This window comes from Acinetobacter sp. 1125_18A, from assembly GCF_052824985.1.
In genome coordinates, this window is record NZ_VTDG01000009.1 from 59,560 (window position 1) to 75,678 (window position 16,119).

Genomic DNA, 16,119 nt, shown 5'->3' on the forward strand with positions numbered 1-16,119 from the left:
CAAAATTTACGATAATTCTTTGGACATTTTCGCACCGCGACTACGTAGTAACTCTAAAGATTCTTTCTCTTCAGGTAAAGCCTGAGACCAATCTATTTGATCAAATTCACAATCAAAGAACAAATCACTGATCGAGGATAAAATAGTCTTACCTTCTTCATCTTTGGTGTTCGGGTCAACCTTATGATCTAAAAGCTTATCAATTGCAGGTACACAGGCTGCGCTTGCTGCATCCCACAGTGGACCATAGCACTCTTCAGTGTCCCACAAATAAAAGTTTGCTTTGGCATTAATTAAAGCATCCAAAATATCTAAATGCGGTTGTAAATCTTGTGCTTTTTGTTCTGCCGTTAAAGGATGACCTGCTTCATAGGCATCACAAATTTTTTCCCACCATTTAAACAATCCATCTGACCAAATTGAAACAGCTGGTCCTTTTTCAGGTTCCATAAAGTTAGGATCAAATCCATCTGCAAGCAAACGTTTGACTTGAGCAAGGTCTAAATCTTCTAAAGCCTGTATAAAGACTTGTTGTTGTGCTGATAACATTTTGATCTCACTATTCTATTCCTATACAACATTATGACGAATATTTTTAAAATAGCTTTGAAAAATTTTAATCGTGTCGCTTTTATTTTATAAATGGCATTTATTGTTCATTTATGACAAAGAAGATAATCAAGGACTGTTTTAAAACCATAAAATTGAAGACCATAAAAAAGCCCCGAAGGGCTTTTTATCAGATCATGCTTCATCTGCATCAGCAAGTTCTAGTTTTCCACCACGTGGATTTTCAATTTTTTCTAATACGTGCTCTAGGCTACGCTTTACGCGATCTATCGCACCGTGTAATGAAAGATCAATGTTTTTCGCTCGATGTTTTACCACGACTGGCTTCAAACCTGCTGCTTTGACTTCAATCATACACTGGATATCATCCGCCCCACCTTTGTCACCGTTCTCATCACTGATATGAACTGAAAACTGGGTAATACGTTCGCTATGACGTTGGAATTCTTGATTTAGCTCATCGCGTACGTAAGTAATTAAACGATCACTATTTCTAATATTTTTATCTGTACGGATTTCTATATTCATAAAAAACATCCTCTTTCTAATCAAAAAACGAGTGCAAAACTTATATTTTCGGCACACTTTGCGCCTGCTGTATAAGACAGCTTTTCACCTACAATAAATTGGAACCGTAACTCCTCTATTGCAAAGATGAACACTTTTAACGATCTGCAGATAGGTGTTCTTATACATTCAATATCAGGCCATATTGGAAAATATGCAAGTAGATTTTTAACTTTTTTATGAAAAGAATATGAAAAATGACATCTTGTTACGTTACTTTATAATTAAATGATTTAATGGATTTTTTAATGACTAATTCTGACTAAAAACATCAACTATGTTTAATTCTTAAACTTTTAATGGATATAAATTTTAAATCTTTGCTTTAAATATGCGACTCACGTTTTAAAACATTTCACCTCTTGATGTTTACATATTTATTTTCATTCCATCTAATTTTCGCTTTATTTTTATTTAAGAATCTGTATTCTTGAAGCGCTTTTCTTGGGGGAAAGGAAGAATTCATGAAACTTACACAAATTGCGGCTATCTGCGCAATCGCTTCAACTGCAACTTTGGCTCAAGCTGCGCCTGTTTGGCAAGATTTTAGTATTACTGGTCTTTATGGTGAAAACTATGAACTAACACCAGATGAGAAACAATCTACTATCACTTTTGAGTATGCTGCCAAACTTAAATACGGTGATTTCTTTGCCTTTGCTGACCGTACCAACAGTGATGGTCAGTCGGATACTTATTTTGAGGTTTCTCCACGTCTTAGCTTAGGCGCTGTTTCTGGGAAAAAACTTGAATTAGGCCCAATTAAAGACGTATTAATTGCGACCACTTGGGAAGGTGGTAAAGACATGAACAACTACCTATACGGTGTTGGTGTTGATTTAGCCATTCCTTATTTTCAATATGCGCAATTAAATTTCTACCGTGCCAATAATGAAATCCAAGAAGATGACTATCAATTGACATTTACCTATGGAATTCCATTTAAAATTGCATCTGAAGAATTCCTTGTGGACGGGTTCCTTGATTGGTCAACTGCAGAAAAAGATCAAGTTGCACACTCAAGCGAGTTGAACTGGACGACACAATGGAAATGGAATGCGGGTAAACACATTTCTCCAGATACCCGTCTATATCTTGGTGTTGAACACTCTGTATGGCACAACAAATACGGTGTTCCAGGCAAAGACGAAAATAATGTCAGCGCTTTAATCAAGTATCATTTCTAAGACTGAGCTAAATCCATTGATCAGAAAGCAAAACTTCGGTTTTGCTTTTTTTATTGCCCTTAAAAATAAATCTTTTTAGAATACCCCTATCAATTTTCCATTGACCTGTATCCATGAATTTTCAGATCCGCCCTGCTCAAGCTTCTGACCTAACTGAGATTATGCGTATTTATAATCATGAAATTGCAACAGGTTTAGCAACATGGAACAGCCAATTAAAGACTTTCGCAGATTACCAACAGTGGTTTCTAGAATTACAACAACAGCAATTTCCACTTTTTGTTGCTGAAGAAACAGCGACTCATGCCATTGCAGGCTATGCCGATTATGCAAGCTTTAGAGCAATCAACGGTTATCTATATACAGTTGAGCACTCTGTTTATATCGACCCAGAATTTACTCGACAAGGACTCGGCAAACGCTTAATGCTGAAATTGATTGAACATGCTCAACAGCACAATATCCACGTTATGGTTGCTGCAATTGACCATGAAAATACTGGTTCGATTTATCTACACCAACAACTCGGATTTAAACAAACAGGTTACATGCCACAAGTCGGACAAAAATTTGGGCAGTGGCGTGATTTGGTGTTGATGCAATTAAATTTTGATTAAAATAGAGCAGTATTTATACAGAACCCGTCGTAATTTTTTTTTGTCGCTTTTTCAAAATCTGTTGTATAACCATAAACAATATTGCTGAACTTCAGAGCGAATATCGATGAATAAAATGATAATCAGTCTATTGGCACCATTTGCATTGATACTTAATACATCAAGCCATGCTGCTGACTACGATGAACAAAATATAAAACAGGGTTGTGCCAAACTCAGTCAATATCGTAAATTGGGACAAAAATTTTACGACCAGAAAAACTATAAAAAAGCGCTTGATCAGTTTCAAAGACAAGCATCTTGGAGTGCTTTTTGTCAGTCTGTGGGTGAAGAAGACACTGGCATTCGGGTTTCAGATAATGACATCGACATTGCCAATAATAATGTGGGTTTAACGTATAGCAAACTCAATCAACCCTTATGGGCAAGAGCGTGGTTTCAAATTAAACCCACAAAAACCAGTCAATTTAATTTAAAAAAGTTAGTAACACCAAAACCAAACAATGACTTAACAGGAGAATATGCCAGTTATGCAGGTTTTGGCGAATGGAATAATATCACCATTAAAAAACGTGATCAGAAATATCTCATTCAATTCACTGGTCTATGGATGGGTGCTCGAAGCCTAATTTATGGTCCAAATATTGGCGAATTTGAAACAGAAATGCCACTTCATGCCAAGAAAGCAAGCTATCGTTTTGAAAATTGTCAAATTGACATCAATTTCACTTATAACGCCTCTTTAGGCAATTTTATTAAAGTGAAAGAATTAAATGAACAAGCCGATTGTGGCTTTGGTATGAATGTTTCATCAACAGGCTATTATCAGAAAGTTGAGCCTCAATAAAATTTTGATTCGGAATTCAAAATAGTTTAGTTTGTTGCATTATATGCTTTAATATCCTTTACTTAATACATAATAATTGGGTGAAAAATGGCAAAATTTCTAAATACGAGCGGTACAAATTTTTTCTTAGAAGAATTGATAAAAAATGCAAAAGAAAGACTGATTTTAATTAGCCCTTATCTTCGGCTTAATGACCGTATCAAAGAATTATTAGAGGATAAAAATCGTTTAAAAATTGATATTCGGATCATTTATGGGAAAAGCGATTTACATCCTGATGAAATTAAATGGATGCAAAAATTAGATTATGTACGAGTAAGTTTCTGCAAAAATCTTCATGCTAAATGTTATTTAAATGAAACAAGTTGCATTATTTCCAGCTTAAATTTATATGAATTTAGCCAAGTAAATAATAATGAAATGGGGATCTTAATCAATAAAGAAGATGATACTGACGTATATAAAGATGCCTATGAAGAAGCTCAACGTATCATTCGTATTAGCGATGAGGTTCGAATTTCTCTTGATGAAGTAAAAACAGAAGAAGTGGAAGATAATTCAAAAGAGCTATTAGAGAATTCGAGTAAATTAACTTCCTCAAAACTTGCTGCTAAACATAAGCTTAAAACGCCTGAATTATTAGATAAACTTGTAGCAAAAGGTTTTTTAACTCTAAACGATGGCGGTAAACATTATTTGACTGAACAAGGTAAAACTGTGGGTGGAGAATTCAGATCAAGCCAATATGGTGGTTATTTTCTGTGGAATGAAAATACAGAAATCTAGACTATTTTCATGTGTATTCGTTTAGCCTTAATCGAATACAAGGGTTGAAAAGAATGAAGTTCTCACTATTCATTTTATAAGTTGAGAGCTTCATTCCTCATTATTAACCATCAAATCGCCACTAAATCACGAATCCCCTTTTCAGGCATTTCTTCACCGATGCCTTGTGCAACCACTTGACCACGTGCCATCACGGTATAGTTATCGGCCAGTTCCTCGGCAAAATCATAGAATTGCTCTACAAGTACAATCGCCATTTCGCCACCATCTGCCAATTTTCGAATCACTCGACCAATATCTTTAATAATCGAAGGCTGAATTCCTTCGGTCGGCTCATCTAAAATCAAAACTTTCGGTTCTGATGCTAAAGCACGTGCAATGGCTAATTGCTGTTGCTGCCCACCAGACAAATCTCCTCCACGGCGATGTTTCATTTCGTCTAAGACAGGAAAAATTTCATATAAATGCTCAGGAACTTTACGGGTTTTTGCGCCTGAAAACTTCGCCATACCGATCAAAATATTTTCCTCTACAGTCAGGGTTGAGAAAATATCTCGCCCTTGAGGAACATAGGCCAAACCCGCGCGTACACGCTGTTCAGGGCTCATTTTAGCAATGTCTTTACCATCCAATAAGATTTGCCCAGACTTAATCGGTAAAATTCCCATCAAACATTTTAATAAGGTGGTTTTACCCACACCATTACGTCCTAAAACCACAGAACACTCACCAATCGGCGCAGTTAAAGTCACATCACGGAGAATGTGACTGCCCCCATAAAATTGATTGACGTCTTTTATTTCTAGCATATTGCTCCCCTTAACGTCCTAAATACTTTTCAATCACATCTTCATTGGCTTGTACTTCCGCCAAGGTTCCTTCGGCTAGAATGGCACCTTGTGCCAGAACCGTAACTTTCTCACTAATGGTGTCGATAAAGCTCATATCGTGCTCAACCACAACCAAGGTATGATTCTTTTTTAATTCCAAACATAACTCTGCTGTCCGTTCAGTTTCAGCATCGGTCATTCCCGCTACAGGCTCATCCAACAAGATCAGTTTAGGTCGTTGCATCAACAGCATGCCAATTTCAAGCCACTGCTTTTGTCCATGTGATAACAATCCCGCAGGCTTTTGAATAAACTCTTGTAAACGAATCTGTTGCAAAGATTCATCCAAAGCCAACTGTGCATCGGGACTTAACTTACTAAAAAAACTTTTTTTCACGGTTTTGTCTTTTGGCGCAGCAAGGAGCAGATTTTCCATCACGGTAAAATTTTCAAATACAGTCGGTTTTTGAAACTTACGACCGATACCCGCTTCTGCAATTTGTTCAGTACTCATTTTGGCAAGATCATAGTTTTGACCAAAAAAGGCAGAACCTTCGGTAGGGCGTGTTTTACCGGTGATGACATCCATCAATGTGGTTTTTCCCGCACCATTTGGCCCAATAATGCAGCGCAACTCCCCTTCTTCAATGTAAAGAGACAAATCATTTAAAGCACGGAAAGAATCAAACCATACACTGACTTTTTCTAAGTAAAGTGCAATACCATGGCTGAAATCGGCACCTTCAGCTTTGGGACGACCATAGCCCTCACCGATTTGACCACCATGTTGCGAATTTAAGCCCAAATCTGACAATAGCTCTGACATTAGTGATCCTCCTTTTTAAAGCGCTCAAGCAATCCAATCACCCCTTTAGGGAGGAAGATGGTTACAACGATAAATAATGCACCAAGGATCAATAACCATATTTCAGGATATGCAACGGTAAAATAGGTTTTAACTCCATTGATCAGACCTGCACCTAGAATTGGGCCAATCAATGTGCCACGACCACCTGCTGCAACCCAAACCGCCATTTCAATCGAATTCACAGGATTCATTTCGCTTGGATTAATGATGCCTGCTTGTGGGACATACAATGCACCTGCAATTCCGGCAATCACCGCTGAAAGGACCCATGCCGACAGTTTGTACCACAGGGTACGATAGCCTAAATATTGCAACCGGTTTTCGCTATCACGGATTGCCCCCAACACTCGACCATAAGGCTTATTCATTAAACTACGTAAGCCGATAAAGCTCAGTAACAACACTAAGGCAGTAAGGAAACATAATGTCGCTCGCATAGAAGCAGAGGTAATATCCATCCCAAGAATGGTTTTAAATCCAGTAAAGCCATTGTTCCCGCCAAAACCTGTTTCATTGCGGAAAAACAACAGTGCAGCAGCAAAAGTCATGGCTTGGGTGATAATCGAAAAATACACACCTTTAATTTTGGAACGAAATGCAAAGAATCCAAAGATAAAGGCTATCACGCCTGGTACCAAAATCACCAAAGCCAAAGCCCATAAGAAATGCTGGGTTCCGACCCAGTACCAAGGCAGCTCAGTCCAACTGAGAAAGCGCATAAAGTCAGGTAATTGCTCGCCTGCTGACTCTCGCATCAGGTACATACCAAAAGCATAACCACCCAAAGCAAAATATAACCCATGCCCCAGACTTAGAATGCCGGCATAGCCCCAGACCAGATCCAAAGCCAGTGCAACCAAGGCGAGACACATGATTTTGCCAATCAAAGTCACCCAGTATGCTGATAGGTGTAAGGCTGAATCTTGTGGTAACACATGAAACCACGGCAGAATCAGCATCACAGCGAAACATACAGCTATGGCGATTGCACTATAGGGTTTATCTGAAAGTAATGATGTGATTTTCATAGGCTTACTCCACAAAACGACCTTTGATAGCGAATAAACCTTGTGGGCGTTTTTGAATAAACAGAATCACAAGAACCAAGAGAATAATTTTGGCGAGCACTGCGCCCATACCAATTTCGAGAATTGTTCCACTCACACCTAAACCTAATGCCGCAAGCACAGCACCCCAAACCTGACCAACGCCACCCACAACAACCACAAGGAAAGCATCAATAATATAGTTTTGCCCTAGGTCAGGTCCGACATTGCCGACTTGTGCCAAGGCACAGCCTGCCAGCCCTGCAAGTCCTGAACCCAGTCCAAAGGCCATCATATCGATTCGTGCAGAGCGAATACCGACAGCACGTGCCATCTGACGGTTTTGCGTGACTGCACGGACGAATAGACCAAATCGGGTTTTATTGAGCAAGTAAACCAGTAAAAGTAATACAGCGATGGTGAAGACGATGATCGCGATACGGTTATAGGGCAGCATCAAACTAGGTGTAAGCGAAATCCCGCCTGAAAGCCATGAAATATTTGATACTTCCACATTCTGCGCACCAAAAATCATCCGGACCAATTGCATCAAAATAAGGCTGACACCAAAGGTCGCCAACAAGGTTTCTAACTGACGGCCATACAACGGGCGAATCACGGTTCGTTCTATCAACATGCCAATCAAAGCACTGACTAAAAACGCTGCTGGAATTGCTGCAATCAGGTACCAATCGACATAAGCACCCAAATGGGTTTTAAAGAAACTTTGCACCACATAAGTGGTATAAGCACCGATCATGATCAACTCGCCATGTGCCATATTGATCACACCGAGTAAGCCATAAGTAATCGCCAGTCCTAATGCTGCGAGCAATAAAATACTTGCGGTACTGAGGCCTGAAAAAACATGTCCTGTCCATTCACTGGCTTGAATGCGGGTTTTAATACTACTTTGCGCACTAACCAAAGCAGCCTTTAATTCTGGATTTAAATTTGGCTGTGTTAGCGCTTGTTCGATGATCGCCAAAACATCAGGACGACTAGAATCTTTTAGCGTTTTAACCGCTTGAATTTTGGTGAGCGTATCTGGACTATTAAAATCAATTCGTGCTTTTAACTGGGCTAAACGTGCCTTCACTTTATTATTTTTTTCATTGAGATAAAGTTGGTTGATGACCTTAATATCCAGTTCATCTAAATTATTTTCCAAAATATCAATCGCAGCCAATCGCTGCGATGCATCTGGGGACTGTAACTTGATCTTCGCCTGACCAAAGCTCAAAGCTTTATGTAAAGTGTTGACCAGCGTCACTTGATTTAAATCACCTGGCCAATCAGTAATTGCCTTTTCATCTGGATAACTGAACAGTTTATCGCCAGCTTTCATGATGTAGGTATTTCCCGAACTGTCGGTATAAAGCTCGTCGTTTTCGACATAGGCCACCAGCTTATCAAGCTCGTCTATACTTGCTGGCCATTGATTCAGCATCGCTCGACGCTTTGCAAAATCTGCACGTACAAATTTTTGAATGGCGTCATCATGACTTGCCGCTGGCTGAGCGGATGACGATTGCGCACTATGCACAGATTCAGCAAAAATCTGTTGAATAAGAAATAATTGAGAGATCGTAAAAAAAAGTGCTGCGAGTTTCAGTCTAAGTGACATGTGCAACTCCCCCTATTTTTGTTTAAATACAATGACCTTTAAAGTTGAGTCATCAGTTAAGCCCACTATGCATATAGCGGGCTTTTGGGGTCGTAAAGTCTTTATTTAGGAATGTACGGGCTCCATGGTTCCGCTTTGATCGGTTGAGGGCTCTTGTAAACCACATCAAATTGCCCATCACCACGAATTTGTCCAATCATCACAGGCTTATGCAAGTGATGATTAGTAGCATCCATACTTAAGGTATAGCCAGACGGTGCTTTAAAGCTTTGACCTGCCATCGCTTCACGGACTTTATCTACATCCGTTGTTCCCGCTTTTTCAACGGCCTGTTTCCACATATTGATGCCAACGTAGGTGGCTTCCATTGGGTCATTGGTCACCAATTTACTGGCATTGGGTAGCTTATATTCGACTGCGTATTGCTTCATCTTATTGACGAATTCGGTATTCACTGGATTCTTCACAGACATGAAGTAGTTCCAAGATGCCAAATGCCCGACCAGTGGTTTGGTGTCGATACCGCGTAATTCTTCTTCACCAACTGAAAAGGCCATCACAGGAATATCGGAAGCTTTTATGCCTTGGTTACCCAATTCACGATAGAACGGTACGTTAGAATCGCCATTGATGGTGGAAATAACCGCGGTCTTTTTACCCGCAGCGAATTTCTTAATATTGCCGACGATGGTTTGATAATTACTGTGTCCAAATGGTGTGTATTCTTCCATGATGTCTGCATCGGCAACACCTTTAGACTTTAAGAATGCACGTAAAATTTTGTTGGTGGTTCGCGGGTAAACATAGTCGGTACCTAATAGGACAAAACGTTGCGCCTTACCTCCCTCTTCACCCATTAAATATTCAACAGCAGGAATCGCCTGTTGGTTAGGTGCTGCACCTGTATAGAAAATATTTTTAGACTGTTCTTGGCCTTCGTATTGCACTGGATAGAACAACAGACCATTGAGCTCCTCTACAACTGGTAACACTGATTTACGAGAAACTGAAGTCCAGCAGCCAAAAATGACAGCGACTTTATCCTGAGTTATTAACTGGCGGGCTTTTTCAGCAAATAATGGCCAGTCTGATGCAGGATCGACGACAACGGGCTCAAGCTTTTTCCCCATCACCCCACCTTTGGCATTAATTTCATTGATTGCCATCAGTGCCGTATCTTTAAGCGATGTTTCAGAGATTGCCATGGTTCCAGACAATGAATGCAAGATGCCCACTTTAATTGTGTCACCGCCTGTAGCAGTTGCCGATTTATTTTCTGCTGCGGGTTTCGCTTCCGTTTTATCTGCGGGTTTTGAGCAAGCCGTCAGCGCAATGCTCCCCATCATTGCCACAGCGAGAAGTGTTTTTGAAAACATTTTTTGTTGGAACATCATCTTTTTCTCTCCAAACCTTTTGGTGCATTTTTGAATGCGCGATTTTGCTTTTACCTGACAGGCTTAATTCAATTTTTATGCCAAGTGGAGAATTTGTGATTTTATCGTTGAATATTTTTCCTAATAAAAAATAATAAAATCAAAATATTAGCTGCAATTATTTTTATATAAGTTGAAGATACATTGATAGGCATTAAATGCCTTTCCATCACTGGATATAGCCAGCACTTAGCAAGTAAAAATGCGAGATTAAAAGCCACACTGGTCAAATTAAGTGCAATTTTTTTTGTTTAAAATGAACGATGAGAGTGCAAAAAATTTACCCAAAATTAAATTTTTAGGGCTTTCGGGATAAATTTTGCTTTACAGCACCAAACGATTTTTGACGGGATAATCCAATCCCTGAGATGTATGGCGTAGAGGCAAAAGAATAGGAGAAAAAATAGAAAGATAATGCAGAAATTATTTGTACTACGAAGAATGTAATTCTGTTTGCATCAATGCGATGTTTCAGAGGTATCAAAAAAAATGATGCTCTGAGGCATCATTTTTTAAATATGAATGAGTTCAGCAATCAAACACTCAAATCAGCTAAATTACCTTTTTGCTCTAACCAGTCTTTACGATCACCTGACCTTTTTTTAGCAAGTAATTTGTCCAGTAAGCCTGTTGTGTGATGCGTGTCGTCCAAATCCAACTGCACCAAACGGCGCGTATTTGGATCTAAGGTGGTTTCACGCAATTGACTGGCGTTCATTTCACCCAAACCTTTAAATCGCGTAATTTGCGGGTTTTTAGATTTAACTCTCTTTAAGATAGCTTCTAACTCTTCGTTATCAAGCGCGTAATAAACATCTTTGGCATCATCGATACGGAACAATGGTGGCATTGCAACATATAGGTGCCCAGCATCGACCATTGCAGGGAAATGCTTGACGAAGAGTGCACAAAGCAAGGTCGCGATATGTAAACCATCTGAATCGGCATCGGCAAGGATACAAATTTTGCCATAACGTAATTCGGAAAGATCATCACTGCCCGGATCTACGCCAATCGCAATCGCAATATTATGCACTTCTTGAGAAGCCAACACCTCGTCAGAAGACACTTCCCAAGTATTTAAAATTTTCCCGCGAATCGGCATGATCGCTTGGAAGTTTTTATCGCGTGCTTGTTTTGCAGAACCACCGGCAGAGTCACCTTCGACAATAAACAGTTCTGATTCTTCAAGGGTATGACCCACGCAATCTGATAGTTTTCCGGGTAAGGTAGGGCCGGCAACAATCTTTTTACGTTCAACTTTTTTCGCTGCTTTTAAACGGCGACCCGCTTTCGCAATCACAATCTCAGCCAATTGCATGGCCACTTCAGAGTTTTGATTTAGCCAGAGTGCAAAAGCATCTTTGGCAATATTTAAAACAATGTTAGACGCTTCTCGGCTTGAAAGACGTTCTTTGGTTTGTCCTGAGAATTGTGGTTCTTGGAATTTAAGCGACAGGATATAATTGACCCCGTCCCAAACATCTTCAGCAGACAATTTGAGATTACGTGGCAACAAGTTACGTAACTCACAAAACTCACGCATCGCATCGGTAACACCTGAGCGTAACCCGTTTACATGGGTTCCCCCTTGTGCTGTCGGGATCAAATTCACATAACTTTCCTGAATTTGTTCGCCACCCTCAGCATTCCAGCAAATTGCAAACTCAGCGCTGGCGCGTTCAGCTTCACCCGTTGCGACAAAGGCAGGATCTGGAATGATTTCACGATCTTGTAATTCATCCATCAAATAGTCGACGAGACCATTTTCAAACTGCCATTCAATTTTTTCGTCATTAATCTGATCAATATAATTAATTTGTAGACCAGCAGCCAATACAGCTTTGGCTTTGAGATTATGTTTTAACGCTTTTAAAGCAAATTTAGGTGAATCAAAATATTTCGCTTCTGGCCAAAAATGTACTGTTGTCCCCGTAGCACGTTTTGGCGCTTTGCCTTCCAAAACCTCTAAAGGCGCAACAGGTTCACCATGTTCAAACGCCATTTTATAAAGATTGCCGTGGCGTTGAACTTCAACTTCAACACGATCGGACAAGGCATTGACCACGGAAATTCCAACACCATGCAAACCGCCCGAAAACTGATAGTTATCGGTGCTAAATTTACCGCCTGCATGCAGTTTCGTTAGGATAATTTCAATCCCGCTTTGTCCGTATTCAGGATGAATATCGACTGGCATACCACGTCCATTGTCTTCGACCGACAACGAACCATCTTTATATACCGTGACAGTAATTTTATTGGCATGTCCTGCAAGTGCCTCATCGACAGCATTATCAATTACTTCTTGCGCCAAATGGTTTGGACGAGTGGTATCGGTATACATACCTGGACGGCGACGTACAGGATCTAGACCAGATAATACTTCAAGTGATTGGGCCGTATATTGAGACACGTTGAGTTTTTTCCTTTTATTTTACGGAGTATGATAAAAATTCCAGAATCATGGGTATTTTATCTGCAAAATCTTCCATCGCATGATTACCATGCATTTCTGTCATGATCAATGATGTGTGTGGAGCTGCACTATAATACCGTTCAGCGTCACGATAATCTAAAACTTCATCACCTTGTTGCAATAAGACCAGTATTTTGTCTGCATCTTGTACAAATGGCACGGCAATCGCTTCCAAGTAGTCAAGTTGTAAACGATCTAAAGTCCATTGTTCATTGATCTTATAGGGAATTTGTTCAATCCCAAATAAGTTACTGAACAATTGCCATGGTCGCATAGCTGGATTAATTAAAACAGCAGGCACACCATATTTTGCGACCAATTGTGTCGCATAAAAGCCACCAAAGCTACTCCCCACCAGTGCAACATCAGGCAATTTTTCAATGAGCGCTGAAATTTGATCTAAAACCAGTTGCGGATGCTGGTTTAAATCAGGCAAATGCACACTATGCGATGAATAGCATCGACAATAATCATCTAGTTGTTGCCCTTTTATTGATAAAGGACTACTTTTAAAACCATGTAAATAAATAATATTCATTGAAAATAGTTTGCTTTTTTACCACCAATGTTTTAATTTTTAATGTGATTCAAATCACATTATTGTTTTAATTTGTATATGTCGGGATATTGTCCGACAAAAAACTAAAACTTAATCGCAATTATCGGTATTTTAAATAGCGTTCAGGATGAACAAGATAAGATGATTGCCTAGGGATTTATACATTGATCTACAGCAAAAATAAAGTCTTTGTTCCAGATCAATATGGATGAGGAAATAACAATGCCAAGCTTAACCCCTTTACACGAAACCTATTGTAAGTGGGATCGTTCGCCTCCAAGTCAGGCCGACGTATTAGAAGGTTTAGCGCAGTTAGTCAGCACGCCACTCAGTGGCATGGTTCAAGACTTCATCCAGTCGATTCAACGTGAAATGTTGCTGAGTATTTTTGGCTTAAGTAAACAAAAAGCCAAACGATTTCAATCCCGTCCAATTGTCGATAAATTCTATCAATTTGGTTATCACGCATTGCAAAATTATGGTAGCCACCTGATTGCTCCAATTTTACGTAAAACCATTGAACGTTTTCCAAATTTACATGATAAGCCATTGACCTCTCACATGACTTTTTTGGTCAGTGTTTTAAATGGGGTACTGGGCGATTATTTGTTGGCAACTCATAATCCGCTCGCACTGTCACCTGTGCTCTATGATCATTATGGTTCATTACAGCAAGGTGATTTGGCTGGCCGTGTGGTGATTTTCTCTCACGGTTTATGTATGAATTATCAAGACTGGACCAATCGTAACAATGGCGGTATTGGTGAGAAACTCTTGGCGCAACGTGATCACAACACCATGTTGTATTTTCACTACAATACTGGACGCAGAATTTCAGCCAATGGACGTTCATTGGCAAATCTTTTAGAAGATTTAATCAAACGTAACCCTCGCATTACCAGTATTGATTTAATTGGCCACAGTATGGGTGGCTTGGTTTCTCGCAGTGCGCTGTTCTATGGCAAACAAAACATGCACCAGTGGTTCCACATGGTTGAGAATCTGGTTTGTATTGGTTCTCCGCATCATGGTGCGTTATTAGAACGTTTCGGATTTGCCATGCAAGAGAAAGTGGGTAATTTCCCGATTGTTAAAATGATCAGCCATATCGTCAATATCCGCAGTAATGGCATCTTAGACTTGCGTTATGGAAGTGTTCGAGATGATGACTGGGAGCATAACAATGCCCGTATTGGTTTGATGGATGACAACCGTAAACCAGCTCCGCTACCATCGCATATCAATACCTTTTTAATTGCAGGTACCTTGGAGTTTGAAAACCGCAAAAACCGCACCTTAAAAGTGATTGGCGACTATCTGGTCAGTGTTAAAAGTGCCTTGGGTGAACACCCGAACCCACGTTTCCAGTTGAAATTACCTGAATCGCATAAAGCTGTGTTTTATGGCTTAAACCATCTTGAGATTCAATATCATCCTTTGGTTTCGGAACAAATTGCCAAATGGTTTTATCCGCACCATGATGAATTGGCAGAAGAACAAATTCGCAAATACTTGATTAAATTAGAAAGTATGCAAGGGATTGTTGAAACTTAATTGCAAAAAAGCTGATCTTCAATCAGCCTTTTTTGCTATTTCACTTCAATTTGATAAGACTTGTTCTGCTGAGGATCAATCATGTCACCATATTCATCAAAGTTTGATTTTTCTGCACATTGGGTATCGATCAATAAGCGTTGATTTTTTGCAATAAAGCCTTGTTTTAATTCACAAGTCCAAGCTTTATTATAAAATTTTTGGCTGAGCTTTTTGCCTGTTAAATCAAATTGCGTCACCCCAATCAGCGACTGGGCAAGCGTTCTAGCAGGATGGCTCTGCGACACAGACAATACGTAGTATCTGCCGCCATGTAACTGACAGTCTTCAATTCGACTTGAAAAATAATCTGGATCGACAATAAATTTTTTAAATGGCTGAGCGCCCAATTTGATATAGGAAACATCGGCTGGAATAGTGTCATCAAACTTAGATTTAAACTGACAAGACACATCTTTACTGACCACATTGTTGGCTGGTTTTGCAGAGACTTGTGTTGTAGCCAAGCAGACCAGTATGCCGATCCCGGCTAAATTTATTTTATGATTCATGATTTTGCTTGATTTATAAATAATTGAAGTTTATATGAAAAAAGAGCCAGTTTAGACTGGCTCTTAATGTTTTTAAATTAGTACTTTCTAAACAACTGCCACAGACTGATCAATGCCAATACACTGAAAAACAGTAATGACCAAACAGGTAAAGACTGTCCTAAGAAAGTCCAATCAACCATGGCACATTCGCCAGAACCCTTAAGCACATTTTCAAACACAGCCTTTAAAGGCAAAGTGTTGACCCAATAGTCCAGACCGGGACCACAACTTGGGACCTGATCTTTGGGTAGATTCTGTAGCCACACATGACGAGCGGCAACACCAACTGACCAAGAAATCGCAGCTAAACCCAAAAAGCTATAAATGCGTTTAAATACATTTGTTTTTGGGTTATGCAAAAAGGCAATCAGTGAAATTAGCCCTAGACCAATCAATCCAATACGTTGAAATACGCATAGTGGACATGGCACAAGGCCTTGTACATGCTCTAAATAGAGCGCAAATGACATACCAATCACACTTGCCAAAAATAAAAGACCACTTACGAAGCGATAACTACGCCATTGCATGGAACTTCCTCATTATCTAATTAATG

The 16,119-nt window shown here is 39.6% G+C and carries 16 protein-coding genes; 5 read left to right on the forward strand and 11 right to left on the reverse strand.

Features of this window, described 5'->3' with window-relative positions:
- Positions 1-6: 6 nt before the first annotated feature.
- Together FY049_RS15670 and FY049_RS15675 are read right to left on the reverse strand one after the other, a co-directional pair.
- Complete coding sequence (locus FY049_RS15670; protein WP_333669906.1) at positions 7-549, reverse strand: ankyrin repeat domain-containing protein; 543 nt, start codon at positions 547-549, stop codon at positions 7-9.
- Between the two features lie 195 nt (positions 550-744).
- A complete protein-coding gene (locus tag FY049_RS15675) occupies positions 745-1,098 on the reverse strand; it encodes an HPF/RaiA family ribosome-associated protein (RefSeq protein WP_004718651.1) in 354 nt (117 codons plus the stop codon).
- A 503-nt stretch (positions 1,099-1,601) separates the two neighbouring features.
- Here FY049_RS15675 and FY049_RS15680 point away from each other — a divergent pair.
- The 4 genes from FY049_RS15680 to FY049_RS15695 all read left to right on the forward strand — a co-directional run bounded on the left by FY049_RS15680 (position 1,602) and on the right by FY049_RS15695 (position 4,574).
- Positions 1,602-2,324 carry an outer membrane protein OmpK gene (locus tag FY049_RS15680; RefSeq protein ID WP_004718652.1) on the forward strand — a complete coding sequence of 241 codons (723 nt, stop codon included), beginning with the start codon at positions 1,602-1,604 and terminating at the stop codon, positions 2,322-2,324.
- 113 nt (positions 2,325-2,437) lie between these two features.
- Positions 2,438-2,941: a GNAT family N-acetyltransferase gene (locus tag FY049_RS15685; RefSeq protein WP_004718653.1), complete on the forward strand. Its 504-nt coding sequence runs from the start codon at positions 2,438-2,440 to the stop codon at positions 2,939-2,941.
- 106 nt (positions 2,942-3,047) lie between these two features.
- Positions 3,048-3,788 carry a hypothetical protein gene (locus FY049_RS15690; RefSeq protein ID WP_446083985.1) on the forward strand — a complete coding sequence of 247 codons (741 nt, stop codon included), beginning with the start codon at positions 3,048-3,050 and terminating at the stop codon, positions 3,786-3,788.
- A gap of 87 nt (positions 3,789-3,875) precedes the next feature.
- The gene (locus FY049_RS15695; RefSeq protein ID WP_154129934.1) at positions 3,876-4,574 is read left to right on the forward strand and encodes a phospholipase D family protein; all 699 of its coding nucleotides are present in this window, start codon (positions 3,876-3,878) and stop codon (positions 4,572-4,574) included.
- Between the two features lie 110 nt (positions 4,575-4,684).
- Here FY049_RS15695 and urtE read toward each other — a convergent pair whose 3' ends face one another.
- From urtE to FY049_RS15730, 7 genes are all read right to left on the reverse strand, one after another.
- Positions 4,685-5,383 (reverse strand): urea ABC transporter ATP-binding subunit UrtE, encoded by a 699-nt coding sequence (urtE, locus tag FY049_RS15700; protein WP_056517139.1) that lies wholly within the window; start codon positions 5,381-5,383, stop codon positions 4,685-4,687.
- A 10-nt stretch (positions 5,384-5,393) separates the two neighbouring features.
- Positions 5,394-6,230, reverse strand: a complete 837-nt coding sequence (gene urtD / locus FY049_RS15705; protein WP_004718659.1) for an urea ABC transporter ATP-binding protein UrtD — start codon at positions 6,228-6,230, stop codon at positions 5,394-5,396.
- Positions 6,230-7,300 carry an urea ABC transporter permease subunit UrtC gene (gene urtC / locus FY049_RS15710; protein WP_004718664.1) on the reverse strand — a complete coding sequence of 357 codons (1,071 nt, stop codon included), beginning with the start codon at positions 7,298-7,300 and terminating at the stop codon, positions 6,230-6,232. Before urtC ends, urtD begins: the two co-directional genes overlap by 1 nt.
- A 4-nt stretch (positions 7,301-7,304) precedes the next feature.
- The gene (gene urtB, locus FY049_RS15715) at positions 7,305-8,945 is read right to left on the reverse strand and encodes an urea ABC transporter permease subunit UrtB (protein WP_419281164.1); all 1,641 of its coding nucleotides are present in this window, start codon (positions 8,943-8,945) and stop codon (positions 7,305-7,307) included.
- A 101-nt stretch (positions 8,946-9,046) separates the two neighbouring features.
- A complete protein-coding gene (gene urtA, locus FY049_RS15720) occupies positions 9,047-10,336 on the reverse strand; it encodes an urea ABC transporter substrate-binding protein (RefSeq protein ID WP_034611328.1) in 1,290 nt (429 codons plus the stop codon).
- A 577-nt stretch (positions 10,337-10,913) separates the two neighbouring features.
- On the reverse strand, positions 10,914-12,794 hold the full coding sequence (gene parE, locus FY049_RS15725; protein WP_004718669.1) for a DNA topoisomerase IV subunit B: 1,881 nt from the start codon (positions 12,792-12,794) through the stop codon (positions 10,914-10,916).
- Positions 12,795-12,810: 16 nt separating this feature from the next.
- The gene (locus tag FY049_RS15730; RefSeq protein WP_151957493.1) at positions 12,811-13,395 is read right to left on the reverse strand and encodes a YqiA/YcfP family alpha/beta fold hydrolase; all 585 of its coding nucleotides are present in this window, start codon (positions 13,393-13,395) and stop codon (positions 12,811-12,813) included.
- A 243-nt stretch (positions 13,396-13,638) separates the two neighbouring features.
- On the opposite strand from FY049_RS15730, the gene FY049_RS15735 reads away from it, so the two are divergent.
- Entirely contained in the window at positions 13,639-14,970 is a 1,332-nt protein-coding gene (locus FY049_RS15735; protein WP_004818342.1) for a PGAP1-like alpha/beta domain-containing protein, read from the forward strand.
- A 35-nt stretch (positions 14,971-15,005) separates the two neighbouring features.
- On the opposite strand, the gene FY049_RS15740 is transcribed toward FY049_RS15735, so the two are convergent.
- Positions 15,006-15,521, reverse strand: coding sequence for a hypothetical protein (locus FY049_RS15740; RefSeq protein ID WP_446083986.1), 516 nt, complete (start codon positions 15,519-15,521; stop codon positions 15,006-15,008).
- A 77-nt stretch (positions 15,522-15,598) separates the two neighbouring features.
- A complete protein-coding gene (locus FY049_RS15745) occupies positions 15,599-16,093 on the reverse strand; it encodes a disulfide bond formation protein B (protein ID WP_446083987.1) in 495 nt (164 codons plus the stop codon).
- Positions 16,094-16,119 lie beyond the last annotated feature (26 nt).